12 protein-coding genes are annotated in these 17,273 nt (G+C 69.8%); 4 read left to right on the top strand and 8 right to left on the bottom strand.

The genetic code is table 11. The annotated features are described in order from the left end of the window. Window positions 1–9: 9 nt before the first annotated feature. Together ABS52_07670 and ABS52_07665 are read right to left on the bottom strand one after the other, a co-directional pair. Window positions 10–528, bottom strand: a complete 519-nt coding sequence (locus tag ABS52_07670) for a hypothetical protein (protein ID ODT03797.1) — start codon at window positions 526–528, stop codon at window positions 10–12. A 20-nt stretch (window positions 529–548) separates the two neighbouring features. Continuing rightward, window positions 549–3,845: a glycosyl hydrolase gene (locus ABS52_07665; protein ODT03796.1), complete on the bottom strand. Its 3,297-nt coding sequence runs from the start codon at window positions 3,843–3,845 to the stop codon at window positions 549–551. Window positions 3,846–4,084: 239 nt separating this feature from the next. Here ABS52_07665 and ABS52_07660 point away from each other — a divergent pair, with 239 nt between their 5' ends. The 3 genes from ABS52_07660 to ABS52_07650 all read left to right on the top strand — a co-directional run bounded on the left by ABS52_07660 (window position 4,085) and on the right by ABS52_07650 (window position 8,527). Beyond that, window positions 4,085–5,509: a Na+/H+ antiporter NhaA gene (locus ABS52_07660; GenBank protein ID ODT03795.1), complete on the top strand. Its 1,425-nt coding sequence runs from the start codon at window positions 4,085–4,087 to the stop codon at window positions 5,507–5,509. Between the two features lie 69 nt (window positions 5,510–5,578). After that, window positions 5,579–7,606, top strand: coding sequence for a hypothetical protein (locus ABS52_07655; protein ODT03794.1), 2,028 nt, complete (start codon window positions 5,579–5,581; stop codon window positions 7,604–7,606). Between the two features lie 12 nt (window positions 7,607–7,618). Further along, window positions 7,619–8,527, top strand: a complete 909-nt coding sequence (locus tag ABS52_07650) for a hypothetical protein (protein ODT03793.1) — start codon at window positions 7,619–7,621, stop codon at window positions 8,525–8,527. A gap of 41 nt (window positions 8,528–8,568) precedes the next feature. On the opposite strand, the gene ABS52_07645 is transcribed toward ABS52_07650, so the two are convergent. From ABS52_07645 to ABS52_07620, 6 genes are all read right to left on the bottom strand, one after another. Further along, on the bottom strand, window positions 8,569–9,090 hold the full coding sequence (locus ABS52_07645) for a hypothetical protein (protein ID ODT03792.1): 522 nt from the start codon (window positions 9,088–9,090) through the stop codon (window positions 8,569–8,571). A gap of 254 nt (window positions 9,091–9,344) precedes the next feature. Beyond that, complete coding sequence (locus ABS52_07640) at window positions 9,345–10,550, bottom strand: hypothetical protein (GenBank protein ID ODT03791.1); 1,206 nt, start codon at window positions 10,548–10,550, stop codon at window positions 9,345–9,347. A gap of 334 nt (window positions 10,551–10,884) precedes the next feature. Beyond that, window positions 10,885–12,435, bottom strand: coding sequence for a hypothetical protein (locus tag ABS52_07635; GenBank protein ID ODT03790.1), 1,551 nt, complete (start codon window positions 12,433–12,435; stop codon window positions 10,885–10,887). A 162-nt stretch (window positions 12,436–12,597) separates the two neighbouring features. Then, window positions 12,598–13,521, bottom strand: a complete 924-nt coding sequence (locus tag ABS52_07630; GenBank protein ODT03789.1) for a hypothetical protein — start codon at window positions 13,519–13,521, stop codon at window positions 12,598–12,600. A 191-nt stretch (window positions 13,522–13,712) separates the two neighbouring features. Next, on the bottom strand, window positions 13,713–14,168 hold the full coding sequence (locus ABS52_07625; protein ID ODT03834.1) for a hypothetical protein: 456 nt from the start codon (window positions 14,166–14,168) through the stop codon (window positions 13,713–13,715). 246 nt (window positions 14,169–14,414) lie between these two features. After that, window positions 14,415–14,876 carry a hypothetical protein gene (locus ABS52_07620; protein ID ODT03788.1) on the bottom strand — a complete coding sequence of 154 codons (462 nt, stop codon included), beginning with the start codon at window positions 14,874–14,876 and terminating at the stop codon, window positions 14,415–14,417. A 303-nt stretch (window positions 14,877–15,179) separates the two neighbouring features. Between ABS52_07620 and ABS52_07615 the strand changes: the two genes are divergently transcribed. Beyond that, entirely contained in the window at window positions 15,180–17,264 is a 2,085-nt protein-coding gene (locus ABS52_07615) for a hypothetical protein (GenBank protein ID ODT03787.1), read from the top strand. The last annotated feature ends 9 nt before the right edge of the window (window positions 17,265–17,273 follow it).

Below are 17,273 nucleotides of genomic sequence, written 5' to 3'. Positions count from 1 at the left end.
GCGGGAGGGCTACCGCCCCGCCACCAGCGCCTGCACGCGCTCGGCGATCCGTTTCTCGAGCGCGCCGCGCGAGGTGCACGGCGAGTAGGCGCTGCGGCTCCCGGCGGGGTCGCGCCCGCTGGCGGCAATGGCGACCAGGAGCCGCTCCGGGGTGCCGTTCGCGGGTTCCACCCAGGCCGAGATGGCGAGGGTGATGCGGTAGAAGTCGGCGTTGTTCCCCGAGAAGCCACGCCCGCAGTCGAGATAGCGCGAGAGCGGCTGGCCGCCGAGGCGCCGCGACACCTCGGCGTCGAGGTTGCGCAGGAGCCCCGTCTGCGGGTCGCGGGCCTCGATGGGGATCTTGAGCTCCCTGAACGTCGTCTCGAGCGCGACGAAGATGGAATCGCGCGGTCCGTGGACCGGGAAGGCGAGCCCGATGGTGTCGAGGAGGATCGGGGCGTCGAGGCCGGGGAGCATCGCGCGCGCCCCCGGTGCCTGGGCGCGCGCGGCGGCCAGCGGTGCCGCCGCCAGGATCAGCGGCAGCACCAACCGGGCGAATCGCGGCGTCCTCATCGTCCGGGGATCCGGCCCGGGGTGTAGGGGGCGCCGGCCTTCTCGGCCGCGCGCTCGAGCGCCGGGATGTCGACCTCCACCAGCTGGCGCAGCCGGGCCAGCTCGGCGGCGAACAGCTCGCCGGCGATGGCGAGTTGCTCCTCGTGCGTCCCGGTGGGCCTGCCTAACGTGCGGCCCTGCTCGCCGCTGATCCCGTTGACCCGGTCGGCGATGGAGGAGGGGGTGGCTTCGCTGCGGCTGGCGAGGGCCCGGTCGCCCGAGAGCTCGCGCACCACCAGCCGGAGCCGTCCCTCGAGCGCGCGCACCTGGTCGTGCAGCGCCTGGGGTGCGGCGGGCGCCAGGTCGAGGGCCCGCCGGAGCTGCTCGAGCTGCTGCGCGGTGGCGTTGGTGAGCTCGACGGCGCCGGCCACCGAGCGCCGCAGCTCCTGCAGCCGCGCCTGGAAGGCGCCGCGCGCGGCGTGGTCGGCGAGCGTCACCGGCGACGCGGGCTCGGTGACCACGTTGAAGCTGACGGGGCCGGCCAGCGGCGTCACCACGCCCCCCACCCGCTGCGCGAGCGAGACGCTGTACCGCCCCGGCACCACGTACGGGCCGCCCGGCGGGTCGCCGAAGAGCTGCTCCATGGTGCCGGCCGCGCGCGGGAGGACATGCCCCGGCAGCCGCAAGTCCCAGGCGACGCGCTGGAAGCCCTTCCCCACCGGCCCGGTGAAGGTGCGGATGGGGGTGCCTGACGAGTCGGCGACCGTCAGGAGGATCGCCGGCGCCTCCTCCTCGGCCTCGGCGCGCAGCTGGTCGCTCGTCGGGTAGGGGATCGGCTTCCCCGCCTTCTCCGCCGCCTTCTCGGCGTCCACGCGCTGCTGCTTCAGCGACTTGAGGGGGTCCTCGAGGTGGTAGGTGACGATGGCGCCGTAGGGCGGATTGTCGCCGCCGTAGAGCATCTCCCCCTGGAACGCCTTGCCGCGGCCGCCATACTGCTGCGTGGGGACGTAGAGCATCGCGTCCTTCACCGGGAAGAGCGTGGCCGCCGCCGCCAGCGTGGCCGGCGTGGTGGTGCGGAGGGGGCGGAAGTCGTCGAGGATGTAGATCCCGCGCCCGAAGGTCGCGATGACCAGGTCGTGCTCGCGCTTCTGGATCGCGAGGTCGCGCACCGCGATGGTGGGCAGGCCGGCCAGCCGGAACCAGTGGGCGCCGCCGTCGCGCGTGGCGTAGGCGCCGAACTCCGTCCCGATGAAGAGGAGGCTGGGATCGACCACGTCCTCGATGATCGCGTGGGTGGAGCCGCGCGACGGGAGGTCGCCGCTGATCGAGACCCAACTGCGCCCGCCGTCGGTCGTCTTCAGCGCGTACGGCTTGAAGTCGCCGTTCTGGTGGTTGGTGAAGGTGACGTAGGCGGTGTTGGCGTCGAACTGCGACGCCTTGATGCGCGAGACGTAGGCGTTGGCGGGGACGCCGGGGAACGACTCGATCCTGCGCCAGGTGGCGCCGCCGTCCTCGCTCACCTGGACGAGGCCGTCGTCGGTTCCCACCCAGAGCATCCCTTCCTTGCGCGGCGATTCGGCGATGGCGCTGACGTTGGAGTAGAGCGCGGTGGAGGTGTTCTTGGCGACCGCGTCGGGCCCCCACACCTTGCCCATCACCGGGAGGAGGTTGCGCTGCACCTGGCGGGTGAGGTCGGGGGAGACCTTCCGCCAGCTGTTGCCGCGGTCGTCGGAGCGGAAGAGGAACTGGGCCGCCATGTACAGCCGCCGCGGCGCGTGCGGCGAGAGGATGAACGGGGCGTCCCAGTTCCAGCGGAAGGGGACGTCGCCCCTGGCCTCCTGCGGCTGGATCCCCACTCGCTCGTGCGTGCGCTTGTCGAAGCGGACGATCACGCCGTGCTGCAGCTCGGCGTAGATGATGTTGGGGTCCTCGGGGTCGATGCGCGAGACGAAGCCGTCACCCCCCATCGTCACGAAGACGTCGGAGTTGAGGATTCCGTGGTCCGACTTGGTGCGCGACGGCATCCCGAGGGAGTTGTTGTCCTGCAGCCCCCCGTAGACGTTGTAGAAGGGGGCCGCGTCGTCGACGTCCACGTCGTAGTACTGCGCCAGCGGGAGGTTCTCGAAGAAGACCCACGTCTGGCCGCGGTCGTACGAGCGATACAATCCGCCGTCGTTCCCCACCAGCATGTGGTTGGCGTTCCTCGGGTCGACCCAGATGATGTGGTTGTCCACGTGCATGGCGCGCGTGCTCATGGCCCGCATCGTGCGCCCGCCGTCGTCGCTCACCTGGAAGAGGACGTCGGGGACGTAGATGCGGTCGAAGTCGTGCGGGTCGGCGAAGACGTCGCCGTAGTACATCGCCCCCTGGTTGAAGTCCGACATCCTCTGCCAGGTGACGCCGTTGTCGGTGGAGCGATACATCCCGCCGCGGCGGTTGGCCGCCTCGACGTTGGCGTAGAGGACGTCCGGGTCCTGCGGCGAGATGGCGAGGCCGATGCGCCCCAGCTCCTCGCTGGGGAGCCCGGTGTTGACCTTGGTCCAGCTCTTTCCGCCATCGGTGCTGCGATGGATCGCGCTCTCCGGCCCGCCGTTGATGAGGGTGAAGAAGTGGCGGCGGCGCTGGTACGACGCGGCCACGATCACGTCGGGGTTGCGCGGGTCGAGCACCACGTCGCTGACCCCCGTGTTGTCGGAGATGGCGAGCACCCGCGTCCACGACTTGCCGCCGTCGGACGTCTTGTACAGCCCGCGATCGCCCCCCGCGCTCCAGAGCGGTCCCTGCGCGGCGACGTACACCACGTCGCTGTTCCGGGGGTCGACCACGATGCGTCCGATGTGCTCGGACTCCTTGAGGCCGACGTTCTTCCACGAGCGCCCGCCATCTTCCGACTTGTAGACCCCGTCGCCGTACGCCACCGAGCGCTGCGAATTGCGCTCGCCCGTCCCCACCCAGACGACGTTCGGGTTCCTGGGGTCGAGGGTGACCCACCCGATGGAGTACGATCCCTCGCGGTCCATGATCGGGTCCCACGTGGCGCCGCCGTTGGTCGTCTTCCACAGCCCACCCGACGCCGTCCCCACGTAGATGATCCCCACGTTGGCGGGGTGGACGGCGATCGACATCACGCGCCCGGACGTCATCGCCGGGCCGATGGCGCGTGCCTTGAGCCCGGCGAAAGCCTCGGCGGAGAACGGCGAGCGCGCCGCGGTGTCGGGACGCGCCGCGCGCCCTCCGGCGCGCTGGGCGAGGGCGGGAGTGCCTAACGCGACGAGGGCGATGGCGAGCGTGGGAAGGAGGCGCGGGAACCGCACGGGATGCTCCGAGGCGATGACGGGAAGGGACGCACGACGTCCAGGCGCCCCGGGACCTGGGCGAGGCGCCCCGACATTCTGCCCACCCGCGCACCGCGGCGCCAGCGTGTGGCACCAACGGCGGGCCCCCCGGGGCGCAATCTCCCTCGCCGCAAGGGGTCCGATTGGCCCTGCACGTTTCTATGTTGCCACAACGCCCGCCCCGATCGGGAATTGGTTCCACCGGAGTCGCGTTGCCGATGTCACCTCCCCCCTCGCCCTCGCCGTCAGGCGCCGCACGGCGCGCGCCGCGCCCTCGTCTCCTCGAGCGGGTACTCTATCCGTTTGCCGAGTTTGCCCGCATCGGCTCGCTCGGCGGGGTGGTGCTCCTCATCGTCACCGCCATCGCCCTGGCCTGGTCCAACTCGCCGTGGGGCGATGCGTACTTCCACCTGTGGGAGAAGAAGGTCTCGATCGGCCCCGCGGCCGACCCGCTGACCCTCTCCCTTCACCACTGGATCAACGACGCGCTGATGGTGGTCTTCTTCCTCCTCGTGGGGCTGGAGATCAAGCGCGAGTTCCTGGTCGGCGAGCTGGCCTCGGCGCGCCAGGCGGCGCTCCCGATCGTCGCCGCGATCGGGGGGATGCTCGTCCCCGCTGCCCTCTATGCCCTCGTGAACGTTGGTGGCGAGGGGAGCGCGGGGTGGGGGATCCCGATGGCGACCGACATCGCCTTCGCGCTCGGCATCCTCGCGCTCCTCGGGTCGCGCGTCCCCATCGGGCTCAAGGTCTTCCTTGCGGCGCTGGCGATCGTGGACGACCTGGGGGCGGTGCTGGTGATCGCCATCTTCTACACGGCGACGATCAAGTGGGCGGCGGTGATCGGGGCCGCGGCGTGCGTCGCCCTCCTCACCACGCTCAACATCCGGCGCGTGGGGGCGCTGACGCCGTACCTCGTCATCGGCGTCGTGCTGTGGTACTTCCTGCTGCGGTCGGGGATCCACTCGACGATTGCCGGGGTCCTGCTGGCCATGACCATCCCGACCAGCTCGCACCTCAACGCCGCCGAGTTCTCGGAGCGGGCGCGGGCCCTGGTGGACGACTTCGACCGCACCGAGACGGGAGACCTCCTGGTGATCACGAGCAAGGGGCAGCAGGAGGCGTTGCACCGGCTCGACGTGGCGGTGAGCGCGGTGAACGCCCCGCTGCTCAAGCTCGAGCACTCGCTGCACAACCTGGTGAGCTTCGCCATCATGCCGCTCTTCGCCTTCGCCAACGCCGGGGTCCGGTTGGGCGGGGTGGGTGATGCGCTGCTGAACCCCGTGGCACTGGGTGTCATGCTGGGGCTCGTGGTGGGGAAGTCCATGGGGATCACGGCGTTCAGCGCGCTCGCCGTTCGCCTGGGGATCGCGGCGCTCCCGGCCGGGGTCACGTGGCGCATGTTGCACGGGGCGGCGTGGCTCGGGGGGATCGGCTTCACGATGTCGCTCTTCATCGCCGAACTGGCCTTCGGCGAGGCGCCGCTCCTGGATGCGGCGAAGATCGGGGTCCTGGTCGCGTCGCTCGTCGCCGGCGGCGTGGGGTTCCTGCTCCTGCGGCGCCCCGGGTCGCCACGCGGACATGCCGTTGCCGAGGGTGCGCCTGACGACGGCGGAGGGGGCGAGGAGGGGGCCTCGGCGCCGTAGCCGCCGGGACGGGGGGCGATTTCGCGCATCGCCTCGACAAACCCCTGCGAGGGACGAGAGCTTTCGCGGATGCACGGAATCCCGCTCCTGCGCGACCTGGTGATCCTGGTCGCGGTGGCCGTCCCCGTCGTCGTCCTCGCCTATCGACTGCGCATCCCCAGCGTGGTCGGGTTCCTGGTCAGCGGCATCGCCATCGGCCCCACCGCGCTCGGGCTCGTGCGCGAGACGGAGTCGGTGGCGTCGCTGGCCGAGATCGGGGTCGTGCTGCTCCTCTTCGCGGTCGGGCTCGAGCTGTCGCTGTCGCGCATCGTGCGGATGGGGAAGCTGGTGCTGCGCGGCGGGGCGTTGCAGGTGGTGGGGACGATCGCGTTGGTGACGCTGATCGCGATGGCCTTCGGGGGCAACTGGCGCGAGGGCGAGCTGTTCGGCGCCCTCATCGCCCTCTCGTCGACGGCGATCATCCTCAAGGTCTACGCCGACCGCGGCGAGCTGGATTCGACGTACGGGCGCGTCGTGGTGGCGATCCTCCTCTTCCAGGACCTGTGCGTCGTCCCACTCATGCTCTTCCTTCCCCTGCTGGCGGGGAGCGGGGAGTCGGTGGGGACGATCGTGCGGAACGTGGCGGTGGCCATCGCGGTGACCACCGCGATGCTGGTGGTGGGGCGCTGGGTGGTGCCGCGGCTCCTTGCGCGCATCGCCGCGATGCGGAACCAGGAGATCTTCACGCTCGTGGTGGTGGCCATCGGCCTCGGCGCCGCCTTCGTGACCTCGTCGTTCGGCCTGTCGCTGGCGCTGGGGGCGTTCCTGGCGGGGCTCATCATCGCCGAGTCGGAGTTCGGGCTGCAGGCGCTGTCCGACATCCTGCCGTTCCGCGACACCTTCAGCGGGATCTTCTTCATCTCGGTCGGGATGCTCCTCGACCTCGACTACTTCGCCACCCACGCCGCCGCCGTCATCGGCGTCGCGGTGGGGATCATCGTCCTCAAGGGGTTGACCGGGTGGGCGGTGGTGCGGATGGTGCGCCGCTCGGACCGGGTGGGGTTCGTGGCCGGGATCGGGCTGGCGCAGGTGGGGGAGTTCTCGTTCATCCTGGCCAGCAGCGCCGTGGCGTTAGGCATCCTGAGCCAGGATCGCTACCAGCTCTTCCTCGGGGCGGCGGTCATCACGATGCTGGTCGCCCCCTTCGCGGTGGCTGCCGCCCCCGACCTGGCCGACCGGCTCTTCGCGCTCCGCGCCATGCCGACCATGGAGTTCGCCACGCGCGAGGTGCGCGCGGTGGGGCCGGTCACCGATCACGTGATCATCGTGGGCTACGGGCTCAACGGGCGCAACCTGGCCCGGGCGCTCCGGCGGGCCAAGGTTCCCTACGTCATCCTCGACTCCAACGGCGCGCTGGTCCGGCAGGCGCGCCTGGAGCGCGAGCCGATCTTCTTCGGCGACGGGACGCGCGCCGAGGTCCTCGACCGCGTCGGGCTCATGCGGGCGCGGGTGATCGTCTTCGCCATCGCCTCGATCGCCGAGGAACGGCGCGGAGTGGTGGTGGCGCGGCACCACAACCCCGACATCCACATCGTCACCCGCACGCGCTACGTGTCGGAGATTGCCGAGCTCCAGAAGCTGGGGGCCAACGAGGTCGTTCCCGAGGAGTTCGAGACGTCGCTGGAGATCTTCGCGCGCGTGCTGCGCCGCTACGACATCGCCCCCGCGCGCATCCGCGAGTCGGCCGAGGCGGCGCGTCGCGATCACTACGAGGTGCTGCGCGAGCGTGGGGCGACGGTCGCGCCGATGGACGAGGTGCTGTCGCGCATCGGGGCCCGGCTCGACCTCGAGGTCGTGGTGGCGCGCGCGGGTAGCGAGGCCATCGGGCAGACGGCACGCGCCCTCAAGCTGCGGACGCGGACCGGCGCCATCGCCGCGGCCGTGATCCGCCGCGGCGAAGGGATCTTCCAGCCGGTGTCGGAGATCGTCATCGAGGATGGCGACGAGATCGTCCTCATCGGCGAGTCGAAGGCGCTGACCGAGGCGGCGCTCCTGTTCCGACCGGCCACGCGCATGATGACCGCTGCGCACCCCGTCCCGCCGCGACCGACGGCGTAGCGTTCGGGAGCCATGCCCGCTTCCGCCCTCCCGTCGCGCGCGATCGTCTCCCCGGGAATACGGGCCATGGCGATCGGGGCGTGGTGGTTCGCGGTGATGGGGCTCTTCGTGAAGCTCGCGGGGCGGCGCCTCCCCTCGTCACAGATCGTCCTCGTTCGCGCGGCGCTCACGCTGGCCATGAGCTGGTGGGCGGTGCGCCAGGCGCGCGTCCCGAGCATCTGGGGGAACAACCGCCGCCTCCTCCTGGTGCGCGGTGCGCTGGGCGCCATCGGGATCAACTGCTTCTACTGGTCGCTGGTCCATCTTCCGCTGGGCGACGCGACGCTGATCCAGTACACCAACCCGGTCTTCGCGACGGTGCTGGCGGCGCTCTGGGTGGGGGAGCGGGTGCACGCCGGCGAGGTATTGTGCCTGGCGGCGGCGATGGTCGGGGTCGTCCTCATCACGCGTCCGGCCTTCCTGTTCGGGAGCGCGGCATCGCCCTACGACACGCGCGACGTGGCGATCGCCCTCCTCGGGGCGGTGAGCAGCGGCGCCGCCTACGCCGCGGTGCGCAAGCTGGGGACGGGCGAGCACCCGGCGGTGATCGTCTTCTACCTGCCGCTCGTGACCTTTCCCATCTCCATCCCCTTCGCCACGACGTCGTGGCTGCTGCCGCGCGGCGTGGAGTGGCTGCTGCTGCTCGGCGTCGGTGCCGCCACGCAGGCGGCGCAGGTGTACATGACCCGCGGGCTGCAGGCGGAGACGGCGGTGCGGGCGACGACCACCGGCTACCTGCAGATCGTCTTCGCGGGGATGTGGGGGGCGCTCTTGTTAGGCGAGCGGCCGTCGGCGTGGACGCTGGCGGGGGCGGCGGTGATCGTGGGGAGCGCGCTGGTGCTCGCCTTCGGCAAGGCGGGGGCGGGGGTGGGGGACGAGTAGGGACGGTTTCAGTAGTCCCCGTACATGCGGTCGTAGGCGGTTCACATATGCCAGCGTGCCGTGTACCCCGAGCAGGTGCGCTGGATCATCGTCTCGTACTCCGCATCCACATCTACACCCAGGTTGTTCGGTCGTGGCAGCGCCGGCGGATGGACGTTGTCGATAAAGACGGGGACCAGAAGCACAGAATCATACGCCACGAGATGCGTCTGGGCGCTTCCACGCAAGGGGAGCGAGCGGAAGAGCTCCAGTGTCTTCCGTGGCGCCGTACGGCTGTTCTCGCTAATCGCGAAGCTGAAATCGATGAGCAGCGATTCATCTCCGGACGAGAGACGCGGAAGAACGTCGCGTTCGAACTCGTCCTCGCGGTCACGATAGAACCTGTGCACCTGATCAGGAATGTTGAGAAACCGCTCGGCGGTTCCAATGAGTACTGTGGCAATCAACAGCGCTTCGGGCCTCGCACCCTGTACCGCGGCAACCACCTTCTTGAGATCATCGAAGCGATTCGTCGCGTTGCGGTGAGCCGTGATGACCGACTTGTTCTCGATGGCGATGCGCACCTTGGAGACGTCGGGCTTCCCTTCCGGATCCGGCTCGCCGACGAAGAGATCGACCTTTCGTTCGCGATCTCCGGGTGAGGAGACATTCTTCCAAACGCGGACTACTCCTCGATCGAGGTCCTTTCGAATAACTGGGCATCGCGCCCGCAAATCATCGAGAATACCGTCACTCACGATATCGGAGTGCGCTTCGAGCCGGTGGTTATGGTATCGTGCTCGGGCGATGAACTCGATCGCAGCGTCGAACGGCGTTCTCATGCGCAACTCACCGCCGCTTCTGTCAGCAGACTGTGGTCGACGGTGGGTGATGACACGACCTCCTGCGGGATTGGCAGCTGCTTCAATACCTGACTCTGCAACCTCAGAAAGCCCCCAGCGGCACGCTGGCAGTTTCTAGCCATCCAGGCGCGGGCTTCGCGCGAATTCAAGTACGAGGCCAGGGGTACCAGGTCCTCCGGATTCTTGGGCACGATGTAGTAGACGGAATGACGGGGCACGATCTCTCCGCTCCAGTCGATTATGAAGCTTGGGGACGCCGTTATGTCCTTGCAGAGGAGCTTGGGCTGCAGAATATCGGGGAGCACGCAGGCATCATGAAATGCATACCAGGGCTTCCGAGTGTTGCACGACCGTGCTTCAAGGCGGGTTCGGCGGGGCGGTGTGCCGAGATATGAACCCAGCGCACCAAGTGCGTGCTCGGGAAGCAGCCGACCCGTCTCGTCGTAGGGTACCAGGATTCTTGACCGCGTCGAGTGGAGTGGTGACTCAGTCAGCTCTCGTCCCGAAATGGTTGGGTGCGCGAAGTCCGCGATACTATCCGGTACTTCGTCCGTGCGAACCACGAAAACGGAATCCGCGCCGGTGGCCACCCCGCAGCTGACCCGGCGGGAAACGTCAGCCAATCGGATTCCGTCATGCTCTCCCCAGTCATCATTGAGAAGCGGAAGCCATGAGTCTCCGGTGCGAATCGATGCCGATCGCACACCGCCGTCCCGATCGTGTACTGTCGTGAGCCCGAGCGACGCGCCCGCTTGCACGGTGGTGACCAGCGGATAGGTAACCAGGTCGCCGAAGGTCGCCTCGCTCAGAAAATGGAGCTCCTCGATGGCGTACCTGTTGAGCAGGTTACGTAATGGCCGAGCGGTCTCGACGTAGAGGAACTTCTCCGGTGTGATGAATACCAGGCGCCCCCGCGGGCGCAATGCGCGAAGCGCTCGCTCGAAGAAGAGCAAGTACAAGTCGAACCGGCCACGCGCCGTAGCGAAGGAGGCCCGGTACTCCTCGCGCTCCTCCAGGCTCAAGCGCCCGATGGAGACATACGGCGGATTCCCAACGATATAGTCGTATTCGTCGTCGCTCGACCGGAGGAAGTCATCGCGCCGGATCTGCACGAAATCGAGCCCGGCAAACTTGCTGGCCGACTCTGCAGCACGAGCCGGATCCAGTTCAACTCCGACCATTCGCGGTGGTCGCCACCCGCGTTCACGGCAGTAGCGAAGAACCCCTTCGAGGAAGACTCCCTCCCCACACCCCGGGTCCAGCAGGGAGCTGGATGGATCGGGGGGAGTATCTCCGAAGAGTTTCGCAACCATCAGATCGACGGTTGTCGCGGGAGTCGGAACAAAGCCTTTCACGACGAACACCGCGGGCTAGGGCAATCAGGCAGTGGTGCCAAGGGCCGAATGGACCCCGAAATATGCCCCTTCGGAACGAAGGGATGCAATCGATCTCTACACACCTCCGTCCGGGTCGTCGCGGAGGTGAAGAGCACGGCCGGCAATAGACGCGCGGCCGTCACGGCACGATCGGCGCCCACTCCTTCCCCAACCGGCTCAGCATCCCCGCGTACAGCTCGATCGCGTTCCACAGGTTCTGCACGCGCAGGTTCTCGTTGGCCGCGTGCTGGTTGTTGTCGTAGTTGGCGATGGGGAGGGTGACCACGGGGGCGCCGAGCACCTTCGTGAACAGGTAGCTGGGCCCGCTCCCCCCCAGCGTGGGGACGAGGAGGGGGCGCTGCTCGGCGCCGTCGCTCACCGACGCGACCAGCGCCCGCCCGAAGGCGTCGTCCATGGACGAGCGCTGCGCCGGGTAGCCGCTCTCCCATTGCAGCCGCACCAGACGGGGGTAGGCGAGCCGGTCGCCCAGCGACGGGGTGTCGCTCACGATGTGCCACCCGGTGGCGCGCAGGTGGCGCTCCACCAGCTCGCGCACGCGCGCCGGCGTCTGGTTCGGGACCAGGCGGAAGTCGATGGAGGCGTAGGCCTCGGTGGAGATCGTGTTGGACCCCAGCTCCTGCACGCCGCCCACCCGGATGCCGCGCAGGTTGAGGGCGGGGCGCATGATGCGCTCGGCCAGGAGGGCGTTGTTCCCCTCGGTGCGGGCCAGCCCTAACGAGTGGCGCAAGGCGGAGTCGACGGGCGGGAGCCCGGCGATGGCCCGGCGCTCGGCGGCGCTGAGCGGGCGCACGTCGTCGTAGAAGTGCGGCACCAGGATCTCGCCGTCGTCGTTCCGCAGCCCCGCCAGGAGGTGCGTCAGCAGCATGCCCGGGTTGGGGGCCCAGTTCCCGTAATGCCCGCTGTGCAGGGGGCGGGTGGGGCCGAAGACGGTGATCTCGAGCCCCGTCACGCCGCGCAGCCCGAAGACGAGCTGCTGCGCCCCGCTCTGGTGCACCGGGCCGTCGCAGAAGAGCCAGGCGTCGGCCTTCAACAGCTCCTTGTACTTCGTCAGGATCGCCTCGAGGTGCCCCGATCCCGCCTCCTCCTCGCCCTCGAAGAAGAACTTGACGTTGAGCGAGGGCCCCGCGCCGCGCGACCGGAGGGCGTCGAGCGCGGTGAGCATGGCGATGATCGACCCCTTGTCGTCACTCGCCGAGCGGGCGTAGACGCGGGCCTCGCCATCCACGCGCTGGCCGTCGGCGGGAAACGGGATGTCCTTCCCGCCCAGGTACAGCGCCTTGTCGCGCAGCACCGGCGTGAAGGGCGCGCCCCCCGTCCACTGCTTCGGGTCCACCGGCTGGCCGTCGTAGTGGGCGTAGAGGATGATCGTCCGGGTGGCCCCCGGGACGATGATCTCGCCGTAGACCGACGGCGGCCCTCCCGGGACCTCGAGGAGCCGGGTCGTCGCCCCGCGCCGGCGCAGCATTTCCACCAGCGCCGCCGCATTGCGGCGGATGTTGACGCTGTCGCTCGCCACGTTAGGCAGCGAGAGCAGGGCGGTGTATTCGCGCAGGATTGCCGCCTCGTTGGCCTCGCGGAAGGCGCGGGCCGCCTGGCGCGCCGCGCGGCCGTCGAGCTCCTGCGCGGCGGCCGGTGGCGCCAGCGCCGCGAGCGCCGCCAGCGTCGCCATTGCCGCCAGCAGCAAAGCGACGCCGCCAGGCGCCCGGCTCGTCCCCATCACCCGCGTCGACCAGGCTCGCATGTGCATCTCCTCATGTGACAATGAAACAGGCCGCCCGAAGCTGTCCGGGCGGCCTGCGCGATGGAAGGGGCGATCGCTCGCCAATCGTCGCTACGCGCGCTTCCTGATCTCCATCGTCCCGTTGCCGGTGTGCATCCGGAGCAGGCGCCCCCCGTTCCCGATGGTTCCGCGAAGGCGCGACGGCGTCAGGCGCCCCTTGATGGTGATCGGAAAGTCGGTGGTGACGCGCCCGTTTCCGGAATTCGCCTCCACTTCGGCGGAGAAGTCGGCCGGGACCTCGACCACGATGCGCCCGTTCCCCGACGAGAACTCGAGGTCGCCACTGCCGGTCAGGCGCTCCATCGAGACACGGATGTCGCCGTTCCCCGACGAGGCGCTCACCGGGCCGTTCACCGTCCCGATCGTCACGTCGCCGTTCCCCGAACGGGCCTTGACCGGGCCGCCGGTGCCATCCACCGTCACCTCGCCGTTCCCGGTGGATGCGTCGACGCTCCCGCTCACCCCGCTCACCTTCACCCGCCCGTTCCCGCTCCTGATCCGCGCCTCGGCGAGCGCAGCGGTCGCGGCGATGTCGCCATTCCCGCTCGTGGTTCGGAGCCTGGTCCCGCGCGGGACCTTCACGGTGATCGCGAGCTTGATGGAGCGATTGCCCCGCGTCCAGCGTGAGCGCGATTCGGTGTTCAGCCCGTCGGCATCGCACTCGTCGTCTTCGGACATCACGGCGCAGATCGTGACGCCCCCGGCATCACGCAGCACCACGAAGCCCACGTCTTCCAGCTCGCCGCGCCGCACGTCCTTCTCGGCGCGGAACTCCATCGTGTTTCCGCTCCCCTCGGTGATGGTGATGTCGCCGATGGCGGCGTAGATGTTCACCACACCGCCGGCCGCAACGCGCTCGCTGACGGAAAAGGTGCGTTCGCTGCGCCCCTGGATCTGCTGGGCGGCGAGGGTGACGGGGACGCCGACGAGGAGGGTCGCGGCGATGGCGGATATCGAGAGACGCTGGCGCATCATTGGAGGGGTGCGGGTACGCCAGATGTGACAACGCCGGGCCCGGAACGGTTTGAGGCGCGGCCGCGTGACCGTGCACGCAGCCGCGCCTCCTCCAATCTCCGCCGAGCCTCTCCGCCGGCGCTCGGCTCACGCAGCCCCACCGGCGCCGCGCGGGGCGTCCGGCGGCGACAGTGCGGCGCCGCCAGGATCGCTCAGCCGGCGACCTGCTTGGCTTCGGCCGGCGTCTGGATCTGGATCTTCCGCGGCTTGGCCGCCTCGGACTTCGGGATGCGGACGGTGAGGACCCCGGCGTCGAAGGTGGCCGTGATGTCGTCGCCCGCCACGTGCTGCGGGAAGCGCAGCGAGCGCGTGAACGTCCCCCAGTCACGCTCGGCGAAGAATACGCGGAGCTCTCCCTTCTCGGGGGCGACGAAGCCGCGATCGCGCTGGCCGCGGACGGACAGCGTGTTCCGTTCGAAGTTGATGTCCACGTTCTCCGGCTTCACGCCGGGGAGGTCGAGCTGGACGACGTACTCGCCCTCCGTCTCCCACGCATCCAGTTCGGGGACCCAGGAGGGCTGGGCGGGGGCCTGGCCGAGGGCTTCCGGCGTGCCGTTCACGAAAGCCTGATCCATGGCCCGGCTCAGGGTGACCATCCGATCGAGCATCGAGTTGAGGGGCGTCAGGGTGACCATACGAATTCCTCCGAATGGGAAATGGGTGATGCGAGAGAAACTCGCGCTGCCCATGCCGACGCACCCAGCGTGCCGCCCTAAGCTGGCCAGATTGAACGAGTTGGGACGATCAGGGCTGCACGGTCGACAGAACCCCTGTCAGGATGGCAAGCGTCGCTCCGCTCACCGGGCACTCCCCAACGCCCGTCCCCCGTCCCCCGTCTCTCGTCTCCCGTCTCCTCAGAACACCACCTCCTGCGGCTTGGCGTCCTCGCGCACGAAATACATCGAGTACCGCTTCTCCCCCGGCATCTTCAGCAGCGTCACGATGTTTCGCTGGTCGGTGAAGTGCTCGAACAGGAGTCCGACCCGCATCGAGAGGGATGTGACGGGGGAGGGGGCAGTGAGCTCGACCAGGTACCACCACATCTCCTGGTCGGTGACGTCCATGTCCTTCCCCGACTGGATGACGCGGGGTGCCAGGCGCCTGCCATTGGCGGTGACCGGGACGTGGGCGTCGAAGTACGAGGCGAAGGCGGTGTCGGCGACGGCCATCCCGGGGGCGACCTTCAATGCCGGGTTGTGCGCGTGCACCTGGAGCGCCTTCTCCAGGTCGTCGTGAAAGAGTCGCACGCGAAAGATGACGCTCGCCCCATCCACTACCACGCGGGAGTAGGTGAGGTGGATGTCGTGTGGCGGCACGGGGGCGAGCGGTGCGGGGGCGAGCCGCGCGCGAGCCGCGGGGGTTGTGGGAGCCGCGGGGGCCGCAGGTGTGCGCGGTGGCGAGGGCGCAAGGGCGCGGGCGATAGCCGGGACCACGAGGCTCGCGCCGAGCGCAGCGTACAGGAGGGGGCGAAGTGCCCGGCCGAAGGCGAGCACCGGGGGGGTGCGCGGCTGGCCGCTTCGGGCGAGTGCCGCGGTGCCGCGCGGCGCGCTAGGATAGTCGAGGCTGTTCACGTTGGGATGCAGGAGACACGGAGTCGTTACCCCATGGCGGAAGATAGGTTGTCCGGCGCCGTCGGCCTGATGGTCGCGGGGACCCTGGCCCTTGCCCCCCTGCCGACGGCGGAGGCGCAGGGACGCGATAGCGTGGCTCGCCCGCTGCAGGCGGTGCGCGTCACCGTCTCTCGCGAGTCGTCGCGCTCGGTCCTCGACCTCCCCTTCGGCGTCTCGCGCCTGGAGGTCGACTCGGCGCGGACGGGGATCCGGCGGGGTTCGCTGACCGAGCTCCTCCTCGTGGTTCCGGGGGTCGTGGTGTCGAACCGGCACAACCCGACGCAGGACCCGCGGCTGGCGGTCCGAGGTTTCGGATCGCGTTCGGCGTTCGGCATTCGTGGCGTGCGCGTGGTGCGGGATGGGGTGCCGTTGACGCTTGCCGACGGGCAGACGGCGGTGGACTTCGTCGACCTGGAGGCGGTGGGGAGCGCCGAGGTGATGCGCGGCGCGGCGGGCGCGCTGTATGGCAACGCCTCCGGCGGGGTGCTGGAGCTCAAGAGTGCGCCGTATGCGTCGCGCGGGTTCTCCCCGTCGTTGCGATACGTCGCGAACGCCGACGCCCACCGCTGGTCGGCGGCGGGGAGCGGGAGCTCCGGATCGTTTGGGTGGCGGGGGACGCTGACCGGGAACCGGAGCGACGGGCCGCGCGACTATTCAGCGGCTCGCTCCACCGGCTTCTTCGGCGACGCCGGCTGGCGCGGTGCCGCCGGGACGCTGCGCGCGCAGTTCACCTGGTACGATTCGCCCAAGGCGGAGAATCCCGGGGCCGTGACCGCCGCCGAGCTGCGCGACACGCCGGCGGTGGCCGATTCGCAGAACATCCGCAAGCGCGCCAGCAAGACGGTGGGGCAGAAGCTCCTCTCGCTCACGGGGGAACGGACGTGGGATGCCGGGGGGGCCAGCGTGACGCTCTTCAGCGGGTGGCGCGACCTGTACAACCCGCAGGCCTTCGCCATCGTCGGCTTCGACCGGCGCACGTTAGGCGCGTCGGCACGGGTGGAGCAGCGCGGGATGGTGCGGCGCCACCTGTGGCGCCTCACCTTCGGGAGCGACGTGCAGTCGCAGGGCGACGACCGGCGCAACTTCGTCAACTGTGCGGGGCTCACCGGGGCGGGGCGTCCGGCGGCCACCTGCCCCACGCTGGCCGACCGCGGCGCCGAGACGATCCACCAGGAGGAGAAGGTCGCGAGCGCGGGGGTCTTCGCCCGCGGCGAGGTGAACCGCGCCGCCCTCACCGTCACGGGGACGCTGCGCGGCGACCGGACCACCTTCACCGTGCGCGACTACCGGGCGACATATGCCACCGGGGGAGCGGTGCAGTCGCGCTCGATGGGGGCGGTGACGCCGATGTTCGGGGTCGCCTACCGCGTGCGCCCGGCGTTCTCCGTCTACGCCAACGTTGCCAGCTCGTTCGAGACGCCGACCACCACGGAGCTGGCCAACCGCCCCGACGGCTCGGCGGGGCTCAACCGCGACCTCGAGCCGCAGCGCGGGCGGACGCTGGAGACGGGGGTGAAGGGGGTGGTGGGGGGGCGCGTCTTCGTGGACGTCGCGCTGTTCGACATCGCGACGCGCGACGAGCTGATCCCGTTCGAGATCCCCAACAGCGGGGGGCGGCGGTACTTCCGCAATGCGGGCGCGACGCAGCGGCGTGGCGCCGAGCTCGGCGTGACCGCGTCGTTAGGCGCGGTGGAGCTCGGGGGGACGCTCACGCGCCTGGCGTACACGTACGAGGAGTACCGGGTGGGGGCCACGCGCCTGGACGGCAAGGACGTCCCCGGGGTGGCGCCGATGACGGCGTCGCTCTTCGCCACGGCGCGGCGGCGGCTCGGGTTCGCGACCCTCGAGATGCAGCAGGCATCGCGCACCGCCACCGACGACGCCAACGCGAACCACGCCCCCGGGTGGGTGCTCTGGAACGCCCGCGCGGGATTGGCGCCCGGCAACCGCTTCGGGATCGAGCCGGTGGTCGGCGTCGAGAACCTCTTCGGTCGCCACTATGCGGCCAACATCGTGACCAACGCGACGCGCGGGCGGTACTTCGAGCCGGGGGCCGGGAGACGGGTGTATGTGGCCGTCAGGGTCGGGCGGTAGGGCCGCCGG

Source organism: Gemmatimonadetes bacterium SCN 70-22, assembly GCA_001724275.1.
Lineage (GTDB): Bacteria > Gemmatimonadota > Gemmatimonadetes > Gemmatimonadales > Gemmatimonadaceae > SCN-70-22.
The sequence above is the reverse complement of the archived record's forward strand: the minus strand, read 5'-3'. Positions and strand labels throughout refer to the sequence as shown.

What these genes read in the sequence shown, in the direction of transcription:
- ABS52_07625 (ODT03834.1), bottom strand. Translation starts at nt 14,168, where the DNA reads ATGCTCGATCGGATGGTCACCCTGAGCCGGGCCATGGATCAGGCTTTC.
- ABS52_07655 (ODT03794.1), top strand. Translation starts at nt 5,579, where the DNA reads ATGCACGGAATCCCGCTCCTGCGCGACCTGGTGATCCTGGTCGCGGTG.
- ABS52_07640 (ODT03791.1), bottom strand. Translation starts at nt 10,550, where the DNA reads ATGGTCGGAGTTGAACTGGATCCGGCTCGTGCTGCAGAGTCGGCCAGC.
- ABS52_07650 (ODT03793.1), top strand. Translation starts at nt 7,619, where the DNA reads ATGCCCGCTTCCGCCCTCCCGTCGCGCGCGATCGTCTCCCCGGGAATA.
- ABS52_07635 (ODT03790.1), bottom strand. Translation starts at nt 12,435, where the DNA reads ATGGCGACGCTGGCGGCGCTCGCGGCGCTGGCGCCACCGGCCGCCGCG.
- ABS52_07660 (ODT03795.1), top strand. Translation starts at nt 4,085, where the DNA reads ATGTCACCTCCCCCCTCGCCCTCGCCGTCAGGCGCCGCACGGCGCGCG.
- ABS52_07630 (ODT03789.1), bottom strand. Translation starts at nt 13,521, where the DNA reads ATGATGCGCCAGCGTCTCTCGATATCCGCCATCGCCGCGACCCTCCTC.